The 20,215-nt window shown below is 70.4% G+C and carries 15 protein-coding genes; 5 read left to right on the top strand and 10 right to left on the bottom strand.

What is annotated here, in order from left to right; translation table 11 throughout:
* Positions 1–108: 108 nt before the first annotated feature.
* The 9 genes from N802_RS15005 to N802_RS14965 form a co-directional block, all read right to left on the bottom strand.
* Positions 109–2,523, bottom strand: a complete 2,415-nt coding sequence (locus N802_RS15005) for a transglutaminase domain-containing protein (protein ID WP_035917801.1) — start codon at positions 2,521–2,523, stop codon at positions 109–111.
* Positions 2,520–4,136 (bottom strand): DUF58 domain-containing protein, encoded by a 1,617-nt coding sequence (locus N802_RS15000; RefSeq protein WP_035917800.1) that lies wholly within the window; start codon positions 4,134–4,136, stop codon positions 2,520–2,522. The genes N802_RS15005 and N802_RS15000 overlap by 4 nt, the downstream gene beginning before the upstream one ends.
* A 2-nt stretch (positions 4,137–4,138) precedes the next feature.
* A complete protein-coding gene (locus N802_RS14995) occupies positions 4,139–5,107 on the bottom strand; it encodes an AAA family ATPase (RefSeq protein ID WP_035917798.1) in 969 nt (322 codons plus the stop codon).
* Between the two features lie 522 nt (positions 5,108–5,629).
* The gene (locus tag N802_RS14990) at positions 5,630–6,685 is read right to left on the bottom strand and encodes a hypothetical protein (protein ID WP_035917797.1); all 1,056 of its coding nucleotides are present in this window, start codon (positions 6,683–6,685) and stop codon (positions 5,630–5,632) included.
* A 163-nt stretch (positions 6,686–6,848) separates the two neighbouring features.
* A complete protein-coding gene (locus N802_RS14985) occupies positions 6,849–7,541 on the bottom strand; it encodes an FHA domain-containing protein (protein WP_035917796.1) in 693 nt (230 codons plus the stop codon).
* 3 nt (positions 7,542–7,544) lie between these two features.
* Positions 7,545–9,032, bottom strand: a complete 1,488-nt coding sequence (locus tag N802_RS14980) for a serine/threonine-protein kinase (protein ID WP_035917793.1) — start codon at positions 9,030–9,032, stop codon at positions 7,545–7,547.
* Entirely contained in the window at positions 9,029–10,573 is a 1,545-nt protein-coding gene (locus N802_RS14975) for an FHA domain-containing protein (protein ID WP_035917792.1), read from the bottom strand. The genes N802_RS14980 and N802_RS14975 overlap by 4 nt, the downstream gene beginning before the upstream one ends.
* 11 nt (positions 10,574–10,584) lie before the next feature.
* Positions 10,585–11,400, bottom strand: a complete 816-nt coding sequence (locus N802_RS14970) for a PP2C family protein-serine/threonine phosphatase (RefSeq protein WP_052110007.1) — start codon at positions 11,398–11,400, stop codon at positions 10,585–10,587.
* A complete protein-coding gene (locus N802_RS14965; protein ID WP_035917790.1) occupies positions 11,397–11,909 on the bottom strand; it encodes a hypothetical protein in 513 nt (170 codons plus the stop codon). Before N802_RS14965 ends, N802_RS14970 begins: the two co-directional genes overlap by 4 nt.
* A gap of 224 nt (positions 11,910–12,133) precedes the next feature.
* On the opposite strand from N802_RS14965, the gene N802_RS14960 reads away from it, so the two are divergent.
* Positions 12,134–14,296 carry an RICIN domain-containing protein gene (locus N802_RS14960; RefSeq protein WP_035917789.1) on the top strand — a complete coding sequence of 721 codons (2,163 nt, stop codon included), beginning with the start codon at positions 12,134–12,136 and terminating at the stop codon, positions 14,294–14,296.
* Positions 14,297–14,386: 90 nt separating this feature from the next.
* On the opposite strand, the gene N802_RS14955 is transcribed toward N802_RS14960, so the two are convergent.
* On the bottom strand, positions 14,387–15,841 hold the full coding sequence (locus tag N802_RS14955) for a CCA tRNA nucleotidyltransferase (RefSeq protein WP_035917787.1): 1,455 nt from the start codon (positions 15,839–15,841) through the stop codon (positions 14,387–14,389).
* Between the two features lie 76 nt (positions 15,842–15,917).
* On the opposite strand from N802_RS14955, the gene N802_RS14950 reads away from it, so the two are divergent.
* The 4 genes from N802_RS14950 to N802_RS14935 all read left to right on the top strand — a co-directional run bounded on the left by N802_RS14950 (position 15,918) and on the right by N802_RS14935 (position 20,183).
* On the top strand, positions 15,918–16,400 hold the full coding sequence (locus N802_RS14950; RefSeq protein ID WP_035917786.1) for an NUDIX hydrolase: 483 nt from the start codon (positions 15,918–15,920) through the stop codon (positions 16,398–16,400).
* Positions 16,401–16,463: 63 nt separating this feature from the next.
* Entirely contained in the window at positions 16,464–18,737 is a 2,274-nt protein-coding gene (locus N802_RS14945; RefSeq protein WP_035917783.1) for a protein kinase family protein, read from the top strand.
* 2 nt (positions 18,738–18,739) lie between these two features.
* Positions 18,740–19,318, top strand: a complete 579-nt coding sequence (gene sigM, locus N802_RS14940; RefSeq protein WP_035917781.1) for an RNA polymerase sigma factor SigM — start codon at positions 18,740–18,742, stop codon at positions 19,316–19,318.
* An 85-nt stretch (positions 19,319–19,403) separates the two neighbouring features.
* Entirely contained in the window at positions 19,404–20,183 is a 780-nt protein-coding gene (locus N802_RS14935; protein ID WP_156971436.1) for a hypothetical protein, read from the top strand.
* The last annotated feature ends 32 nt before the right edge of the window (positions 20,184–20,215 follow it).

The raw sequence follows: 20,215 nt of genomic DNA, 5'->3' as shown, positions 1-20,215 counted from the left end.
CGATCCGTGCACGTGCGCGGCCACGGCGCGGTGCACCGAGGGAGCGTGAGGCGCGGCGTGCGGGGGCGTTCGGGGTGACGGGGGCGGAGCGCTGCGAACGTCGTAGTCTCACGCGGATCCTTCCGCGCCGCGGGCACGACGCAGGGACGGCAACGACGGCAGGCGGCGACCCCTGGTGGTTCCGGGTCGGCGATCGCGCTCGAGGAGCGGACGGATGCTGAAGTCCGCACGGATGCGGCGCCAGCGCGAGGCAGCGCCGCGGAGCTGACGGCGTGCGCCGTCGGCGTCGGTGAGCAGTGCCATGGCGACCGCGGGATCGGGATCGCCCGGCCCGAACACGGCTCCGTTCGCACCGGCCGCAATGCGGGCCGCTGCGGCACTGTCCGGGAAGGCTCGCGCCTGCTCGAGCCGCGTGGCGCCCCGCGGGACCTGGACCCCGAGGCTCCGAGCATCGGAGACGAGGTCGCGCCAGACCCACGCAGCCCGGGACGGAGTGGGGCCGGCCGTTGCGTGCTTGCGTCGACGTCGCGCCTTGAGTCCGCGGATCAGCGCGTAGGCGCCGAGGACCAGGAGCAGCGGCAGGACGAGACCCAGCACGAGGATCTGGAGCCAGAGCGGCCAGGCTCCGATGTCGAGCGGGTTGCGCTTCTTCTTCTTGATGTCCGTCGCGTTCTGCGCCTGGTCAGGTCCCTGGAGCACCGACGGCGGGTTGACTCCTGCCGGGGGCGGCACCTGGGCGCCGACCTTCTGCTCCTCGGACTTGAGCTGCTGCTCGTTGGGCTTCTTGTTGCGATCGGGGAGGAAGGTCGACGGGAGCAGCGCGTGCCACTGCCCGTTGTCCTCCTTGACCTCCACCCACGCGTGGACGTCCTTGCCCTTGATGACACCGGACGCGTCGGGGACCGCGCCCATGACGACGCGGCTGGGGATGCCCAGGCGATTGCCGACGAGCGCGAGGGTCGCGGCGTACTGCTCGTCGTTGCCGGCCAGCTGCGTCGAGCCCACGAAGCGGCTCAGTCGAGCGAGGCCGTGGCCGGGGAGGTAGACCTTTTCGTAGGAGTTGGCCGTGCCGCCGTCGGTGTAGGCGCCGTCGGCCGTCATGGTTTTGGCGACGGCCGTGAACTTCTCCCAAGATCCGCCTGCCTGCCCGGTCCAGGCGTCGAGCTTGGCGTCGAGGAAGCTCGTGTCCTCGGCGACCTGCCCACCACTCGCGACGTCGAGCTCGGCCGGGAGCTTGGTCGAGTAGTTCTGCGGCAGGACCGTGTCGAACGTGTAGGTGTCACCGGGCTGGACCAGAGCGGGGACCACCGCGGTCTCGGTCGATGTGTTGAGCCACAGCGCGTCGGCGAGGTCGTCGCGGCGCGCCCCGGTGAAGTGCACACCCGTGGTCGACCCGGCGATCGGCAGCCACGCGCCGTCGTAGCCGCCATCGGGGATCGACACGGTGGCCGTCACGGTGTCACCCGTGGTGCGCGCGGCGATCCTCGAGCCGACCTGCTGGAACGGAGTCCCGTCCATCGCCCGGTCCGCGGCACCCCACACCAGACCGTCGTAGTTGTCCAGGGTGGCGAAGCGGACCGGCGTGCCGTCGGGCAGGCCACTCACCGTGAGGATCTCGGTGTCGTAGAGCTCGGCGCTGTTGGGCTCGGTGTATTGACGGAAGCCGGACAGCGGGCTGGTGAACTGGGCCACGTCGTAGGGCGGGGTCAGCTCGTTGCGGACAACCGCCCGGGCCGACCCCTCGTCGGTGCCCGGCAGGAACTGGCCGAGCAGCCCACCTGCCAAGGCTGCCACCGTGAGGAGGACGACGCCCGTGACGGTGCGGGCACGACGGCCCGCGCCGTTCTGCAGGGCCGCGCGGCTGCGGCCGGCGCGCACGACGAGCCAGAGGATGAGGACGAGCGCGAAGACGACACCCTGGACGACCTTGGCGGCCGGCTGCTGGGTACCGAGGGCGATGCTCCCGACGAGAAGCACGAGCGGCGTCACGGCGACCGCGCCGACACTCGGGAAGCGCCGGGCGATGCCATAGGTCGCGGCTGAGCCGAAGAGTCCCGTGACCCACGGGAGGGCCACGAGCGGCCCACGCGCATCGACGGGCGGAAGGAGGGTGAGCCACTCCTTCCAGCCGGTCACCGGGGCGGTGGCCAGATCGATGAAGGTCTGCGGGGTCGGCAACACACCGGCCACGAGGTCACCGCGCACGGCGACCGGCCCCCCGAGCAGGAAGTGCACGACCACGAGGACCAGCACGGTGACCAGCAGCGGCCAACCGCGCACTGTGGACAGGTGGGCCACGAGCGTCCCGAGGACGACACCCACTCCTGCAGCGACCACCCACTCCCAGCCGATGAAGCCGGTGCGGAAGCCGATCAGGGCGATCGTGACGAGCGCGATCGCGAAGGCGAGGTCGACGAGAGCCGCACTGGACGGCATACGGGAGAAGGAGGGGCGAGCGGCCGAGGACCGGCGCGCGCGCTCGTCGGCGACTGCCCGCCGGCTCGCGGTGGCGTCGGCGCTCATACGAGAGCTCCACTGAAGAGGACGCGGCGCAGGTCGGCGAGTTCACGAACGGTGAGGATCGTCAGCCCGGCCGCGCTGCGGACGCCGACCTGAGCATCCGGGTCGATGACGAGGGCGACCTTGATGACCTCGACCTCGAACTGGGCGAGTGCGCGCTGGACCTGGATGAACGGGCGGTGCGAGCCGGTGACGAGGATGGCGATGCTCGCGTCGGGAGCCAGCGCCGCCGCGTCGCCGGTCGACCCGAAGACGTCGACGGGGCCGACCTCGGCGCGAGCGAAGGCGTCGAGCGTGATGGGTGCCGTGGACCGCGAGATCTGCTGGTCATGGCAGACGACCGTGGTGTCCTGCTCGTCGAGGATCGAGCGCACGGCGAGCGAGGCGGCGCAGGAGATCGCAAGCTCGACCGCCGCGTCCTCCCCGGTGTAGACCTCGGGTGTCGTGTCGACGACGACCGCGAGGTGGGAGCGCCGGGTGTCGAGGAACTGGCGCACGAGGAGTCGACCGTGCTTCGCGCTGGAGCGCCAGTGGATGTAGCGACGGTCGTCGCCGGGCTGGTACTCGCGCAGGGCGTGGAAGGCGAGGTCGGACATCGAGAGATCCGGGGTGACCTCACCCTCGAGGTCGCGCAGGAGCCCGGCACCGAGGGACTCGAGGGAGGTCGTCTCGGGGTGCACGAAGAGCTCGGTCTGCTCGGTCCACTCCATCGTGCGACGGACGAGGCCGAGGGGGTCGCCATGGACGGTCGTCGCCGGCCCGACCTTGATGACGCCGCGGCGTTCGGTGGGTACGACGAAGAGTTCCTCGTGTGTCTTGCCGGACGCGAGGGAGGGCAGGGTGAATCGCGCCGCGGACCGGCCGACGGGCAACTCGACCAGCAGCGGCAGCATGCCGCGGCCCGAGAGGTTGCGGACCTCGATGCGACCGGTCGCCGGCTCACCGACGACGACGCGGGTGGGGTCGACATCAGTGCGGATCTCGACCTTGGCGTGGCCGACCGCGAGCGCCACGCAGGCGAGGAAGAGGACGAGGCAGGCGACGGCGATCATCGCCAGCTCGGTCCATTCGTAGCGGCTCGCGAGGAACCACGCGACGAGCCCGAGCGCGAGGACGGTCCAGCCGAGCGGTGAAACCCACGCGAGGCCCCGCGTCACCGGGCGCCACACCGGCTCGGAGCGCTCGGCGAGCGGCTTGATGCGGTCACCCGTCAGGTCGAGGATGCGGGCGCCGGTCTCGGTGAGTGCGGTCGGGATCTGCACCCGCGGCAGGGTGATGGTCGGCAGCTCGGCTCGGCGGCGGGTGGACTTCCCACTGACCGCGGCGGGCTGGGTGTCGTTGCGCCGGATGGCCTGCGTGTCCTCGGCGCGGGACCCGAGGCCGAGGACGGACCGCCAGCGGGAGCCGCCGGACGCAGTGGCGCCGTTCGAGCGCCTCCGACTGGGCTGGTCCTGGGCGGGACGCACCTTGAGCGAGGAGCGCGAGATGGTGGACTCGGCGTCGACCGGGTCGGGGTGGAGCGGTTGCCGCGGCGGTGCCTGAGGGGTCGACGGCGGCGGTCCGGACAGATCGGACCGTCGAACTGTCGACTCCTCGGACTCCACCGGCTTGGTCATCGTCAGGCGACCCGCTCGGTCGGCGGGGCGACCTCTCCGAGGATCTGGGTGATGACCTGGTCGACGTCGATGCCGGCGAACTGGGCCTCGGCCGTCACGAGCAGGCGGTGGTTGAGGACCGGCTGCGCGAGGAGCTTGATGTCGTCGGGGATGACGTGGGTGCGGCCCTGGCCGATGGCCCAGGTCTTGGCGCAGCGGATGAACGCGAGGCAGCCGCGGACCGACAGGCCGAGGCGGACGCTCACGTGGCGGCGCGACTCCTCCGCGATGCGGGAGACGTAGTCGAGGATCGCGTCGTCGACGTGCACCTCGTCCGCGAGCTCGGCCATGTCGAGGATCACCTGGGACGTGACGACCGGCTCGAGCGCCTTGGTGCGGTCACGGGTCTTCGCGTCGCGCAGGACCCGGACGGTGGCGTCGTGGTCGGGGTAGCCGAGCGACGTCTTCATGAGGAAGCGGTCGAGCTGCGCCTCGGGGAGGCGGTAGGTGCCGGCCTGCTCGATCGGGTTCTGGGTGGCGATGACCATGAACGGCTCGCCGACCTCGTGGCGGGTGCCGTCGACGGTGACCTTGGCTTCCTCCATGACCTCGAGGAGCGCGGACTGCGTCTTGGGTGAGGCGCGGTTGATCTCGTCGGCGAGGACGATCGTCGCGAAGATCGGACCCTTGTGGAACTCGAACGTCTTGCTGTTGGGGTCATAGATCGTCACGCCGGTGACGTCGCTGGGGAGCAGGTCCGGTGTGAACTGGATGCGGCTGTTGGTGCCGTGCACGGTGCTCGAGAGCGCGCGGGCCAGCTGGGTCTTGCCCGTGCCGGGGAAGTCCTCGAGGAGCAGGTGCCCCTCGGACAGCATGCAGGTCAGGGCCAGTCGGATGACGTGCTCCTTGCCGAGCACGGCCTTGTCGACGTTGCTCACCATCGCCTCGAAGGTCTTGGTGAACCAGGCAGCCTGGTCATGGGTGACCGTCATGGGTCAGGGTCCTCTCATCGCGGTGGAGGGCGACCCGTGTCGCGCGGAACCGGAAATGCGATGTGGTCCCGGACGCGAGACGTCACCCCCCATGGGTGTTCAGACACCGACGCATCCCCCTCGACTCTGTCAGGAAGTCACGCGTGCCGCGATGCATGCTACCGGCCTGAGCGCACAGGTCCAGTCGGTGTCCATACCCCGTTCGGGCTACGCCCGAGTAGTTGAATCGGCACCTTTTCCTCCCCCGCTCCTCCCCGACTTTGTGCCCCATTGGGACAGCCAGCACCCCGCGTCCTTGTGCCCCATGGGGACAGCCAGCACCCCGCGTCCTTGTGCCCCATTGGGACAGCCAGCGGTGATCGGTGGAGTCTCGGTGGGGCACAAAGACGACGGACCTGCACGTATGCCGTCGCGCCCCGTTCCTCGCCCTCTCACCTTCCAAGGTCGTGTCCCAACGGGGCACAAGGACGAGCGAAAGCCTGGTGACGTTCCGGCGTGCGCACGAGCGGACGCGGGTGGTCCTCACCACACCTTCGGGGCGAACTCCTCAACGAGTTGTCGACGCCACTGCCGTAGGTGCGCCTCCACCGAGCATTCGGCCAACGCCCTACTGCAACAGCTACAGGCGAACTCGGCCGTCAGCGTCGGAGAGCCAGCACCACGCTTCGCCGCCTGGAACCGCGCATGGAGCTCAGCGCCGTCAATGGCCTCGCGGGGAACCCATCGCACGACCTCGAGCCCCAGTTCGGTGAAACCCCGCTGCCGGACAGCCTCCGCCTCGAGTCGCTGGAGCACTGCGGCCTCGGAGGAACCGCCCATGAGGTACTTCTCCACCCCGTCGGCCTCCCCCACGATCCCCTCGTCCGGCCACAGCGCGTCGCATCGACCGGCGAAGCGCCGGGTCGAGGTCAGGATGTTCACCTGTGGGACCGCGATCGGCAGACCCCACTCATGCGCGGCCCAGGCGGAGGCGGACTCAAGCCAGTTCTCCCGTCGGCCGTCGGCCAGCATGAGGACGTCGTTGGCTTTGGCGACACCCGGCCACTTCCGTTGGTGGCGCCGCATCGTGAGAAGTGCTTCATGGGTCACCATTCCTGCGCGAAGGGCGCCATCGGCAATGGCGAGTGCATCCCGGGGGTGCAGGACGCGGGCACAGTCGATGACGGTTCGAGCCCGCACGAGCCGGGGAACCCCGTCCCGGATCTCCACATGCTCATAAGGAGTCTGCGCACGGGCGAAGCGCCGCCAACTGTCGGATCGAAGTGTTCGACCGTCATCCATGAGTGTCATCGACACCCTGCTGGGTGGATGCGTCGGGTACGGCAGGCCCAAGAGCGCGGCATCGCTCGCGTGGCTGATGATCGCGTCCTTGGTCAGGCGCACCGCGGCCGCGGCCATGGACCGGTGGCGCACCCAAGGGGGCTGCTCCTCCCAAGGCGAGCGGACGGCATACAGGCGCTTGGCGACTTCGATCACGAGTCCGCGCGCGACTTCCCTGCCGATCGCACGAGGTGAGAGGTCCGCGGCCAGAACGTCGGCACGGGCGAAAGGTTGCGGGAGGTCCTTGAAGGCGCTCATCCACCCACATTGCGAGGACCGGCTCGGGGCGCGCTACGGCGCCAGCAGATCTGTGGACGACGCCGGGCCGATCCGCCCACTGTGGACAACGCGGAGCCGTGTCCCATTGGGGCACAAAGTCGAGAGAGGCCGTGTCCCAATGGGGCACAAAGTCGCAGAGGGATCAGGGGAGGAGGGCGAGGTCTGCTTCGGTCACCATGCGGGTCGAGAGGGCGTGCTCGACGAGGCGGGACTTGCGGTTGCTCGCCAGCTTGCCCGGCCCTCCGTGCAGGCCCCGGGTGCCGGCGTCGGCGAGCTTCTGGCAGACGTTGTCGAGCTTGCGGTTGAACTTCGTCGTCGTCCACCCGAGGCGGGCGGCAGCCTGGGCCGAGGACGGGATCGTGCCCTGCCCGGCCGACGGGGTGCGCAGGAAGCCCTCGCACAGGGCGACGATGAGGAGCTTCTGGTCGGGCGTCATCGAGACGCGTCCGACCGTCGTCTCACCCGGCGAGTCCTCCGGCTCGGGTTCCGGTTCGGTGACGATGGACGTGAACGTCGCGTCGTCGACGGTGATGTCGAAGTCATAGGTCGTCGGCCCTGCCGTGAACCACACGGTGAACGCCTCGAGCGCCAGGGGAATGCGCGCCCCCGGGTTGAGCCACGCCTGGAACAGGCCCTGCCGGTCGCCGACCGTCGCAGTGAGGGTCGACCCGACGTTGCTCAGCCACCACAGGTCATGCTCGCGGTGCACCTGGAGGAAGACTCGGTGGAGGTAGGGGTTGTCGTCGATCTCGACGTCCGCCACCCGACCGATCGTCAGCGGGGCCTCCTCCCCGGCGACGAACTCCTCACCGCAGAACTCCACCGTCACAGCCATGGGTCACCCTCCCTGCAGGCACTTGATTCCCGAATACGCCGACGTGGCACCAGCGGCGCGGGCCACGGCCACCTGAGCGCACACGGTCTCCCCCGGCGCGGCGGCCACCTTGTGCGGCATCTCCCTGACGGTCGTCACCTCAGCATCGACAACCTCGGCCTGACTCGGCGCGATCCGCATCCGATAGAAGTCGCCCTTGCGGACACCGGCGTAGTTCCACGTGAACACCACTGACCCCGGGACTCCCTGCCCGTCGAGGCCCGGCGGCTCCGGGATGTCGACGACCGGGCCACCACCACCAACGGTCGCCGACGCCCTGGGTGCGTCGGTCGAGGCGTCCACCGGGGCGTCATCACTGCGGAAGCCGATCGCCCACACGAGCGCACCGACCAGGGCGAGGAGCACGACTCCGACCCCGGCGAGGAGGGCGCCACCGCTGATCGTGAGAGGTTGCGGTCCCTCGTCGACGGCGGCTTCGTCCGCGGAACGCGGTGTCGCAGTGGGCAACTGGGGTTGCGGCGACATGACCGCAGGCGCGCGAACGCTCGTGCGGTCGTGGTCGGTGTGCTCCGGTGCCGGGCGACCACCGCCGTCGGCGACGGTCGTGTGCCCGGACTCGTCGAGGACGACGATGGGGGTCCGTGCGAAGCGCTGTTCCTGCTCGATCGCCTGCAGCCCACGGGCGAACTCGATCGCCGTCTGCGGTCGGGCGTCGGGCTTCTTGGCCATGGCCTGGCCGAGGAGGCGTTCGAGGCTGAGGGGGACGTCAGCACGCCCGGTCTGCGGGGCCGGCGTCGCGCGGATGCGCGGCATGAGCGCGTAGGCGGAGTTGTCGCCCCCCGGCTGCTCGAACGGCGAGCGCCCCACGAGGAGGTGCCACAGCGTCGCGGCCAGGGAGTAGACGTCGCTGCGGGAGTCCCCGTTGCTCTGGCCATAGAGCACCTCGGGCGGCGACCACGGCACGGAGACACCGACGTCCTCGTCGTGCTCGTCCTGGTTGCCACCACGCCCGGCGATGCCGAAGTCGGTCAGCCCCGGTGCGCCGTACTGGCTCACGAGGACGTTCGCCGGCTTGATGTCGCGGTGGATGATGCCCGCGCGGTGCGCGGTCTCGACCGCAGAAGACAGTTGTATGCCGGTACGCAGCACTTCCTCGACCGTCAGCCGCTCGCGCTTCGCTCGCGTCGCGAGGTTGGGCGGCGGGTAGTACTTCATCACGAGGTAGGCGCCGCCGTCGGCGAGCTGCTCGCTGCGGAAGACCTGGACGATGTAGGGGTGGTCCGCGAGCTCGGCCATGGTGTTGGCCTCTTCGATGAACTGGCGCCGGATCGCCGGAGTCAGCCCGTCGCGCTTGAGGACCTTGACGGCCACGGGCATGCGCGGCATCTGCTGCTCGTAGAGGAAGACGTCGGCGTAGCCGCCCGAACCCAGGGGTTGGCGATAGACGAGTCCGGGGATCTCCGGGGCCGTGCTGGGTGCTGTCCGACTCACTCGGAGACCTCGTAGGTGAGGGCGACCTCGTCGGCGAGGGTGATGATCGCGCCCGGCTCGATGCCGAAGTCCTCGGTGGGGCGCAGGCGGACCGGCTCCTGACCGGGGAGGGTCACGGTCGTGCCGTTGGTCGACCCGAGGTCGCGAACGAGCACGTGCCAGCCCTCGAGGATGACCTCGGCGTGGTTGCGGGAGATGTCGTTGTCGCGCGAGGCCAGCCGGACGAGGTGGGGGCGGCTGCTCGGCGGGAGGTCGGCGTTCACCTTCGGCGACCGGCCGAGGAGGATGCCGCGGTCGAGCGGCACGAGGCCACCGGTCGAGACGCGCAGGCTCCCGAGCTGGGGACGCGGCGTCTGGAACGGCTGCTGGGTCGGGAGGTCGCGACCGCAGACCCGGCAAGCGCTTGCGTGGGGTGACGAGTGGTGTCCGGCCGGGCAGATGACGGCCAGGACGATCGGGCTGTCGGCCGGGCCATCGTGACTCGGGGCGACCGCGCCGCGGTCCACGGTCAGCTCGGGGACCGGTGGTGGGGTCGGCGCAGGGGTGGCGGGCGCCTCCACGGCGGGCGCATCCCCGGCGGGCGCATCCACGACGGGCGTGTCTGCGCCGGGAGCTGACGGAGCGGGGGCGACCGGGGCAGGTCCGGGTGCGGCCGGCGCGGCGGCACCGGGGGGCGGTCCGGTCATCCCCCAGTTGTCCGGACCGGTCGGGCCCGCGTGCGCGTCGGGGACTGCCGGAGCGGCGGCAGGCTGCGACGACGGGGATTCCGCCTGGTCAGCGGTCTCGGGCTTCGCACCGTGAGACGCGTCGTCGGGGAGCGTCCGCCACGGGACGCTGTCGATGAGGACCTTCTTGGCCGGTCGGGACTCCGGCTCGGGGATGACCCGCTCGGCCGGCGCCGCACCGGCGTACTCCTCCGAGGGAGGCAGGGTGAGGTCGGCCGGCGGGACGGGCGGAGCCACAGGTGCGGGCTGGGGTTCCAGCCCAGGCGTGAGTCCCGGCTCCGGTTCGAGGGCCGCCTCGACCATCGGCTCCGGCGCGACCTCGACGTCCGACTCAGCGGGGATGACCGGCTCGGCCGGCTCGTCACTGACGGCGGACTCGGGTGAGGAACTCACGGCGCCGGGCTCGGGGTCAACGGCTGCGGCAGCGACCACGGGCCGACCCAGTCGCGACGGACGCCGCCAGCCCCCGCGAAGTCCATCCGACCCAGCCACCTCGAGAACCGCAGCGTCGACGTCGACGTCGCGCCACGGCATACGACCCTCCGCGGAGACCTCGGAACCGTCAGCGCGCACCACGGCGGAACCGCGCACGAGGACTCGCGCCCGCTCCCCCGAGGTGTCCACGAGGGCGAAGTCGGGCAACGCACCCAAACCGTCGCGAGACAGCGCGTCGAGCACCGCAACGAGTCCCACGCCCAGGGGACCGCGGAGGTCGTCACTCAGCGAGGAATGGCCCCGGACGACCAGGTGGCGGTCTTCGGCGGACAAGGCAACCCAGCCCGCGGGGGCCTGGGTCGTGACCTCGGTGCTGCTCACTGCGATCGTCCTCAGGTCGGGATCAGGGTGTGACGGGGAGCGGTGTCGGCCTCGTCGCTGTCGTCGTCATCGGCGTCGAACGCCACCACGACAACACTGATGTTGTCACGACCGCCCGCCTCGACCGCCGCCTGGCACAGGTGGTCGGCGACGACCTGCGGGTCGTCGTACTTCTGCAGCGCCACCATGATCGTGCGGTCGTCGAGCTCGTTGGTGAGGCCGTCGCTGCACAGGACGAAGCGTTCGCCGGGGTGTGGCGGGAAGACCCAGACGTCCGCGTTCGGGCCCGGATTGGTGCCGAGCGAGCGGGTGATGATGTTGCGCATCGGGTGGCGCAGGGCCTCCTCGGCGGTGATGAGTCCGGCGTCGACCATCTCGCGCACCTCGGAGTGGTCCTGCGTCACGAGGCTCATCCGGTTGCCGAGGAACCGGTAGACGCGCGAGTCGCCGATGTTGAAGACGATCCAGTGGTCGGCGCCACCGGCGTCGACGACGGTGAGCCCGGCAACGGTCGTGCCCATCCCCGTCTGCTCCGGGTGGGCTGCGGCGGACTCGAGAATGCGGGCATTGGTGTGGCGCAGCAGGGCGACGACGTCCTCGGACCGGACGCGGTCACGGGCGTTGAGCTCACCCAGGCACTGGACGGCGATGCCGCTCGCGACCTCGCCGGCAGCGTGACCGCCCATGCCGTCGGCGACGGCGTAGACGCGACCCTCCGCGATGAGGCTGTCCTCGTTGTGGTCTCGCACCCGTCCCACGTGGGTGGCGGCGCCGGATCGGATCGTCACGTCGGGTCCTGTGAGCGCGGCATAGTGCCGGCCGCTCACCCTCCTTCTCCGGTGCGGGAGGCGGGGGCTGCGGGCGTGACGCGGACGGTCTCGAGGATGCCCTGGATCTCGTCGTAGTCGGCCTCCGAGTCGGCTCCGGTGACGTGGCCGCTCAGGTGGACGAACTGGGTGACCTCACCGGCCTCGACGGGCGTGATGAGGTGGATGACGTAGGCGTGTTCGCCCACCTCGACCCATGACACGTTCAGGCCGGTCCAGGTCCGGTCCTCGAGGACGACCTCGAACGTCGGGTCTGCCTCACCGTCCTCTTCCTCCCGGGCCTCCAGGACGAGAGCGGCGACGAGTTCGTCCGTGGTCGTCTCGCGCGACGTGTGCACGTATGCCGTGAGCTCCGGTGTGAGGTCGGCTCCCGTTCCGCGCGTGGCGCGGAAGAGCGCGTCACCACCGGGTCCGGCGGACCAGCCGTCGGGGAGCGTGAGTTCGATCGTGGGGAGCTGCGGACTGAGCCCGCTGGGATGGCCCACCGTGGGCATCGGGGCCACCTCCATGGCAGTCAGGGCACCGTGGTCGAACGAGTGCTGTGCATGATCCGAACCAGCCTAGCCGCGAGCACCACCACCGCACGATGGGGAGAACTCCCCGCGAGGCGTGCATGCGTGCCGTGTGCGGTGAGGTCCCCCCGGGTATCGCGAAAATCCCTCCCCGGGGCAAGTGACGGTGGGAAACTCTCCGCGACCCGCGGGAGGGACGCGGCCAACAGAGGGAGCTGTCGATGTCCACGACCCGCATGGCCCGGAGAACGTCTTCCCGGCTCGCCACCGCCGCCGTGACCGGCGCCCTGACCTGGGTCGGCGTCATGCCTGCCCAGGCTCAGGCTGCCGCGATCACGAGCATCGTGTTCAACAACGTGAGCGGCGCGCCCGCGCTCAACGCGGACCCCGCGTCGACCGATGACGTGGATGACATTCCGGTGACCTCGGGCCGCGACCTGTTCCTCCCGGCCTCGACCTCGGTGCAGGGGTTGTCGGGCTGGGTGCTGTCCGACAACGGGACCCAGGAGGCGTTCGACGCAGACGACTACTCCTTGACCCCCTCGTCGACGGCGGGTGAGTACGTCCTCGACTTCGATCGCTCCGACCTGGGCGCCCCCGTCAAGGTGCACACCTCGGCCAAGGTTCCATCGATGTTCATCACCACCGGGTCGGGCCTCGCCGCCATCGAGGCGGACAAGGAGTTCGAGGACACCGGCGGGACGATGGCGATGGTCGACGAGGCGACGGGAACCGTGTTCAACGGGGCCCTGTCGGAGATGAAGGGCCGCGGCAACTCGACGTGGGGCTACGTCAAGAAGCCGTACCAGATCAAGCTCCCCACCAACACCGAACTCGTCCCTGGCGCAGGTGCTCACAAGACGTGGATCCTTCTCGCCAACTACCTCGACGCGTCCTTGATCCGCAACAAGGTGGCGTATGACCTCGAGGGTGACGTGCTGCGACGGGCCGGGGCGATGGACCACTCGATCAAGGGCCGCATGATCGACCTGTTCATCGACGGTGGCTTCCGCGGGTCGTACTTCCTGACCGAGAAGGTCCAGGTCGGAGCGACCCGGCTCGCGATCACCGACCTCCAGAAGGCGAACGAGACGGCCAACCCCGGCCTGTCGTCCCTCACACCCACCAGGACGACGAGCCTCGCGGGCGCGCCGGGCATCCGAGAGGCGAGCTATGTGCCCTTCACCAACACACCTGCCGGGTTCGAGCAGAGCGGCTTCCTCCTCGAGATGGACTTCGCCGCGGGGGCACGTGGCGAGCGCTCATATGTCATCACCAAACAGGGGACGCCGTTCACCGTGAAGGCCCCTGAGGACGCGAACGCGGAGCAGTTGGCCTTCGTGGGCCGGAAGCTGCAGCGGCTCGAGGACGCGATCTCCTCGCCCACGGGGCGCAACTCCCAGGGCGAGCACTTCTCGGAGCTGATCGACGTGCCCTCGTGGGCGAGGTACTACCTCGTCCAGGAGATGACCGCCAACGACGACGCGTTCAAGTCGAGCACGTACATGTACATGGACAAGGGCGGGGCCCTCCACGCCGGACCCGTCTGGGACGCCGACCGCACCATGGGCGCGCTCAACACCGCTCCCGCAGTGGACCGCGTGCACGTCGGCGACCCCGCCCGGGTCAAGCCCCGCTGGATCCACCAACTCCTCGCCCAGCCCGCCTTCCGATCGGCGGTCAAGCAGGCCCACGCAACCGTCGTCGGCCCTGCGGTCGGGGCGATCGTGTCGAAGACCGGGCACCTCGCCGACGCGGCCAGCGAGGTCGAACGGTCGGCCGCGCTCAACAAACTGCGTTGGACTCCCAGCGGGCAGAGCGTCGTCGGCAGCACCCCGGCGCGAGACACCGGCCACCTGCGTTCCTACCTGCTGCGGCGCCACGGGGCCCTGGGATCGGTGTTCGCGGGCAACTACACGGCGGGAACGCTGCCGGCCAACGGCACCTACCGGATCGACAACGGAGCGCTCTCGCTCGACGTCACGCGCGCATCACTCGCCGTTCGGGCCGGCATCCAGCTGTGGAGTCGCAACGGCTCCACCGCGCAGAAGTTCCGGCTGGTGCGCGGGTCGGATTCGTACTACACGATCACCAACGTCAACTCCGGCCTGGCCCTCGATGTCAAGGGTGGCGTGGCGGCCAACGGCACCAACGTCTGGCAGTACCGGTCCAACGGCTCGAACGCCCAGAAGTGGCGGGTGAGCACGCTGGACGGACGCAACTACACCATCACGTCAGCCCTGCTGACGCATGAGGTGCACGACGTCCCCGGACCCGAGAACGGCTTCGTCCTCGACGTCGGACCCGGCACCAAGGGCAGCGCCCTCCGCATCGCTCAATCGACCCTGAGGACCAATCAGGAGTTCCGCCTGACCGCCAACTGACACGCGTGAGGGATGTGTCCAGTTGGGCGCGGGCCAGAGCACGCGTCCAGCTGGACACCTCCACTGAGGGAGTCGTCGCGCGGCAGTGCGTCAGGCGTCCGCGCGGGACTCGGGCTGGTCTGCCCACCAGACCCGCAGCCGATCAGCCGCTGCCTTAGGCCCGATCGGCCCCTCGTCGAGCCGCACCGACAAGAGGTACTTGTACGCCCGCCCCAGCACCGGCCCGGGCGTGATCCCGAGCACCGCCGCGATCTCGTTGCCGTCAAGTTCGGGGCGCACCGCAGCGAGCGACTCCTGCTCGAGCAGATTCTCGATGCGCGCCTCGAGCTCGTCATAGGTACGCGCCAGGCGCTGTGCCTTGCGGACGTTCCGGGTCGTGGAGTCAGCACGTGTCAGTCGGTGCAGCCGCTGCAAGAGTGGCCCGGCATCGGTGACATAGCGCCGCACCGCCGAGTCGGTCCACTGCCCGTCGCCGTAGCCGTGGAAGCGCAAGTGCAGCTCCACGAGCCGCGACACCGCCTTGACCGTGTCCTTGTCGAAGCGCAGCGCCTTGAGCCGCTTCGCCGTCATCTTGGCGCCGACGACCTCGTGGTGGTGGAAGCTCACTCCCCCGCCGTCTTCGAACCGGCGCGTCGGCGGCTTGCCGATGTCGTGGAGCAGGGCGGCCAACCGCAGCACGAGATCCGGCCCCGGCACCGACTCCTCCGGTCCGCCCGCCGGACCCTCCATGGCGATCGCCTGCTCGAGCACGATGAGGGAGTGCTCGTAGACGTCCTTGTGCCGGTGGTGCTCGTCGATCTCCAGTTGCAGTGCGGGAAGTTCGGGCAGCACGTATGCCGCGAGCCCACTTCGCGTGAGTAGCTCCAGTCCTGCGCGGGGATGGGGAGCCAGGAGCAACTTCACGAGTTCGTCCCGGATCCGTTCGGCCGAGACGATCTCGAGGCTGGACGCCATCTCCTGCATCGCGGCATACACCTCGGGCGCGGGCACGAGACCGAGCTGCGCGACGAAGCGCACGGCACGCATCATCCGGAGCGGGTCGTCCCCGAAGCTCACCTCGGGGGTCGACGGCGTCCGGAGCACACCCTCCCGCAGGTCGTCCAGGCCACCGTACGGGTCGACGAACTCCAGCGACGGCAGCCGCAAGGCCATGGCGTTCACCGTGAAGTCGCGGCGGACGAGGTCCACCTCCAGCGACTCCCCGAAGGCCACGATGGGCTTGCGGGTCACCCCGTCGTAGGCGTCCGCCCGATAGGTCGTGACCTCCACCGTGGTCTCGACCCCGTCGACACGCCGACGCGCACCGATCGTGCCGAAGTCGCGGCCCATGTCCCAGGTCGCCGTGCCCCACTCGCGCAGGATCGCCTCGGTCTCGTCGGGCGACGCGCTCGTCGTGAAATCGAGGTCCGGCGGGGTCCGGTCGAGGAAGGCGTCGCGCACCGGTCCACCGACGAGTGCGAGCTCGTGACCGGCCTGCGTGAACCGGGTTCCGAGGTCGGTGAGGAGGGGCAGGACTGGCGCCAGTCGGGCGACGGCCTGCTTCATGAGCGCAGCGGGGGGCGGGGTGGGCGACACGAGTGACAAGACTAGGTGCATTGGGAGGTGTGACTAGAGTGACCAGATGAGCCACGCCGCAGCGGAACCGCCCCGGGTGACCCGGCGGCTCCCTGCTGTGGAGGAGCGCTCGGCCGGTGGCGTCGTCGTCGACGTCCACGAGGGCGAGGCCCGCATCGCCGTGATCGCGCGGCGCAACCGGGCAGGCCGCATCGAGTGGTGCCTCCCCAAGGGGCACATCGAAGGTGCCGAGACCCTCCCGCAGACCGCCGCCCGCGAGGTCGCGGAAGAGACCGGCATACAGGGCAAGGTCCTGATCGAGCTGGGCACGATCGACTACTGGTTCGCGGTCGGTGACCGGCGCATCCACAAGTACGTCCACCACTACCTCCTCGAGGCCGTCGGTGGCGACCTCACCATCGAGAACGACCCGGACCACGAGGCGATCGATGTCGCCTGGTTTGCACTGCGTGATGCCCACCGGCACCTCACCTTCCCCAACGAGAGGCGCATCGCTCGCCTCGCCTGGCAGCGCCTCGCCGGGGACTGACACCGCCCACTGCACAGTTCGTGCACCTATGCTGGCCGCGAAACCGAGTGGAAGGGGCACCCGTTGGAGGGCGTCGGACCCGGAACCACCCTCGACGGGCGGTACACCACCCAGCGCAGGATCGAGCAGCGCCATGGGTGTGAGCGGTGGACCGCTGACGACACCACGCTCGGTCGTTCCGTCGTCATCCTGTGCCTCCCCGACAGCGACCACCGCGCGAGCGCGATCCTCGACGCCGCACGGCGGGCTGCGGGACTCGACACGCCTTCCTTGCTGCGGGTGCTGGACGTGGGCCGCGAGCGCGGTGTGGCCTGGCTCGTCGAGGCGCACACGCCGGGCACCCGGTCCCTGGCGCAGCTCGTCCACGAGGGCGGATTGCCCGCTGACGAGGTCCGTCGCATCGTCGGTGAGGTGGCCACGGCCCTCGAATCCTCCCGCCAGCGCGGTTTGCACCACCTCGACCTCCGCCCAGAAGACGTCCTGCGCACGCTCGACGGCGAGATCCGGGTTCGCGGTGTCGCCACGAGTGCTGCCATCGTCGAGCGCGACGACCTCGAGGCCGAGGAAGCCTCGCGTCGCGATGCCATCGGCGTTGTTTCTTTGACGTATGCCGGCCTCACCGGTCTGTGGCCCGGCTCCAGCGAGACCTCGCTCGGGTCCGCCCCGCGCGTCCTCGGGCGCGTTGCCGCGCCCTCTGAGATCGCGGCGGGGGTGCCGCGCGACCTCGACGCGTTGTGCCGCCTGACCTTGGGCGATGACCAGGGGCCGACGTCACCCGGCGACTTCGCCCGCCAGATCGCGCCCTGGCCCTCGCGCCAGGTGGCCGGTCGCTCGACGATCGCGATCTCGACGTCGCCGGGCGCGGATCCCCGCGTGCCGGCTGCCCCTCCTGGTGCCCGGACACCCATGGGCGCCCCTCCCGCACAGCCAGCCGCAGCGCCGGCGGCTGCTGCCGCGACGTCGGCTGCGGCTACGGCATCGCCCGCGGGACCAGCGGGTGACGCCGGCCCGCTGACCCCGGACTCCCCGGACTGGGTCGAGGTCTACGACGACGACTCGCCGACACGGCGCGTCGACGGGCTGGCTGAGGACCGTGACGGGGCAGGCCCGAGTCCGCGTTCGGGCATGACCGTGGGTTCGACCTCCGCGGCGCACTCGGACTCGAGTCCGGTGACAGAGTCGATCGCGCAGCCACGGAACCACGTCGAGGCCGACGCCGACACCACGAACCCGCGCGCCCACCTCGACAACACGGCCGAGCTGGCGCCCGTCAGTGCCGCTCCCAGCGCTCGGGCCGGGGCCGAGACGACTTCCGCTCCCGCCACACCTGCCAAGCCCAGCCAGTCCGGGAGTCCCGCCGAGCCCTCTGGCCCCAGCCCTGCTGCCGTCACCGCTGCCAAGGCTGCGGCGAGCGCCGCTGCAGCCGCCACCGCGGCCGGCGCGGCCATGGCCGGCGCGGGCACGGCAGTCGCCGGTGCGATGGGCCGGATGGGGACCAAGGTCGGCGAGATCAGTCGCCAGGCCGCCGAGCGGGCGGCTGAGAAGGCTGCCGAGCGACGCGGGTTCCGCGAGCGGATCACCGCACCCAACGCGCCGGGTCTCACGCCCGACGGCGAGCGCCTGCGACCCGGCACCGGGAGTGACGCGCTCCTCGAGGCACCTGCCCCGCTCGTCCCGTCCCAGCCGTTGACCAAGGACGAGTCCAAGCTCGCGCTGAGCATCGTCGCCGGATTCCTCGTGCTGGCCCTCATCATCGGACTGTGGGGCGTCTCGCGGATCGGCGCCAACACCGATCTCGACTTCGGCGGGGTCCCCGCACAGCAGACCACCGCGGCGACCGGCAAGTCCCCCGCGCCTTCCAGCCCAGCATCGCCTCCTGCGGCGGGTGGTGCCACGGCCGGCGGGGAGTCGCTGCAGATCCTCGCTGCCGACGGTTTCGATCCCCAGGGCGACGGGCGGGAGAACGGCACGCGTGCCCCGCGCGTCTTCGACGGTGACAAGTCGACGGTGTGGCAGTCGGAGGGCTACTCCTCCGCCGCACTCGGTGGCCTCAAGAGCGGGGTCGGCGTGAGCGTCGACCTCGGACCCAATGTTGCGGCCCGCGAAGTCACGTTGACCTTGGGCAACAGGGCCGACGTCGAGGTCTACATCGGTCCCGAGAAGTCCCTCGACGCTGCGACGAAGGTCGGCGAGAAGGCTTCTGCCGACGGCTCGGTCACCTTCCCGGTCAAGCAGGGCACCACTGGCCAGTACGTCATCGTGTGGTTCACCGGACTGACCACCGACGACAACGGTCGCTACCGCGCCATTCTCGGCGAGGTCGAAGTCAAGAACTGACGATGAGCGACCTCGAGGGCGTCGACGACCGCGCCCTCATGGCCCGGCACGTCGCTGGCGACCCCGACGCGTTCGGAGAGATCTTCCGTCGGCACCGGGACAGGTTGTGGGCTGTGGCGGTCCGCACCACCGGCGATCGCGAGCTCGCCTCGGACTGCGTGCAGGACGGCTTCGTCAACGCCTTCCGCCGCGCGGGCTCCTATCGCGGGGACGCCGCCGTGTCGACCTGGCTCCATCGCATCGTCGTCAACGCCTGTCTCGATCGCCTGCGGCGCGAACGTGACGTCCTGCGGCGTGCGGGCGATGTGGCCGACATCGACATCGTCGACGACCACGACCGGCACGACCAGGCCGAGACCGAGCTCGACGTGCGGGCCGCGCTGGCTCACCTTCCGGAGCACCAACGCCTCGCGCTCGTGCTCGTCGACATGCACGGTATGCCGGTCGCGGACGCCGCGGACGTGCTCGGTGTCGCTGTGGGCACCATCAAGTCGAGGTGCGCTAGGGGTCGCGAGGCTTTGGCCGCCGTGCTGGGCGGCCGCACCGATCCGGCGGCGCGGGAACCTCAGGAGCGCCCGTGACGTCCTACCCCAGAGTGGCCCATGCGACCCGACGTCCCCCTTCGGGGCTCCGGGTGACAGGTGTGGCCGGGAAATGGAGCTGGTGGTGAGCACGCACGACGACGACACGGACCCGACGGGGATGCGTGCACTGCTGCGCGCCCTTCCAGACCCGGGTCCGATGCCTGACGACCTTGCGGACCGGATCCGCGCGTCGCTGTCCGACCTCTCGCTGGACGAGGAGACCCCGCCGGTGTCCTCAGTGGGGGTGACTTCCGTTTCACGTGGAACGGTGAGGCCCGGGATCCGGTCCTGGTGGAGTCGGCACGGATCCAAGGTTGCCGTGGCGGCAGTGGTACTCATCGGCGGCAGTTCAGTTGCGGGCCTTGTCGGATCCGGGTTCGGGTCCGGGGCGGGCAGTGACAGCGCCGGCTCGAGCGCGGACTCCGCCGCAGGAAGCGCCGAGTCACGGTCCCTCGCAGACGAGGGGAAGACTGCCGCCTCCCAGGGTGACTCCGACGGCCAGCTGAGCGGCCGCGACCTCGCGACCGGGCCCGTGGTGGTGACCATGTCCGGGCGGGCCTACACGGCCGCGGGCCTCGCCGGCCAACTCGGTGAAGCGGGGCGCAGCGCACCTCTGACGCCACTGACCGCTGAGTCACCCGGCATCGGTCCCATCGGCACCGAGATCGGGGTTCGTTCGTGCCTCGAGGCCCTGGGCCTTCCCCCTGACACCCGTGCCGACGTCGACCTCGGACCGGTTGACGGGACGCCCGCTGCGGTCATCGTCGTGGGCACGGATGGTGCGCGGACGGCATACGCCGTGCGTCGTGAGTGCACGCTCGGCAACCCGGCGATCCTCGTCGGACCGATCGACCTGCCCTGAGGGCGGGTCGGGCCGCGTGTCGGGAATATCGA

It is taken from the genome of Knoellia sinensis KCTC 19936, assembly GCF_000768705.1.
GTDB lineage: Bacteria > Actinomycetota > Actinomycetes > Actinomycetales > Dermatophilaceae > Knoellia > Knoellia sinensis.
Note: the sequence above shows the minus strand (reverse complement) of the source record. Positions and strands in the feature narration are given on the sequence as shown.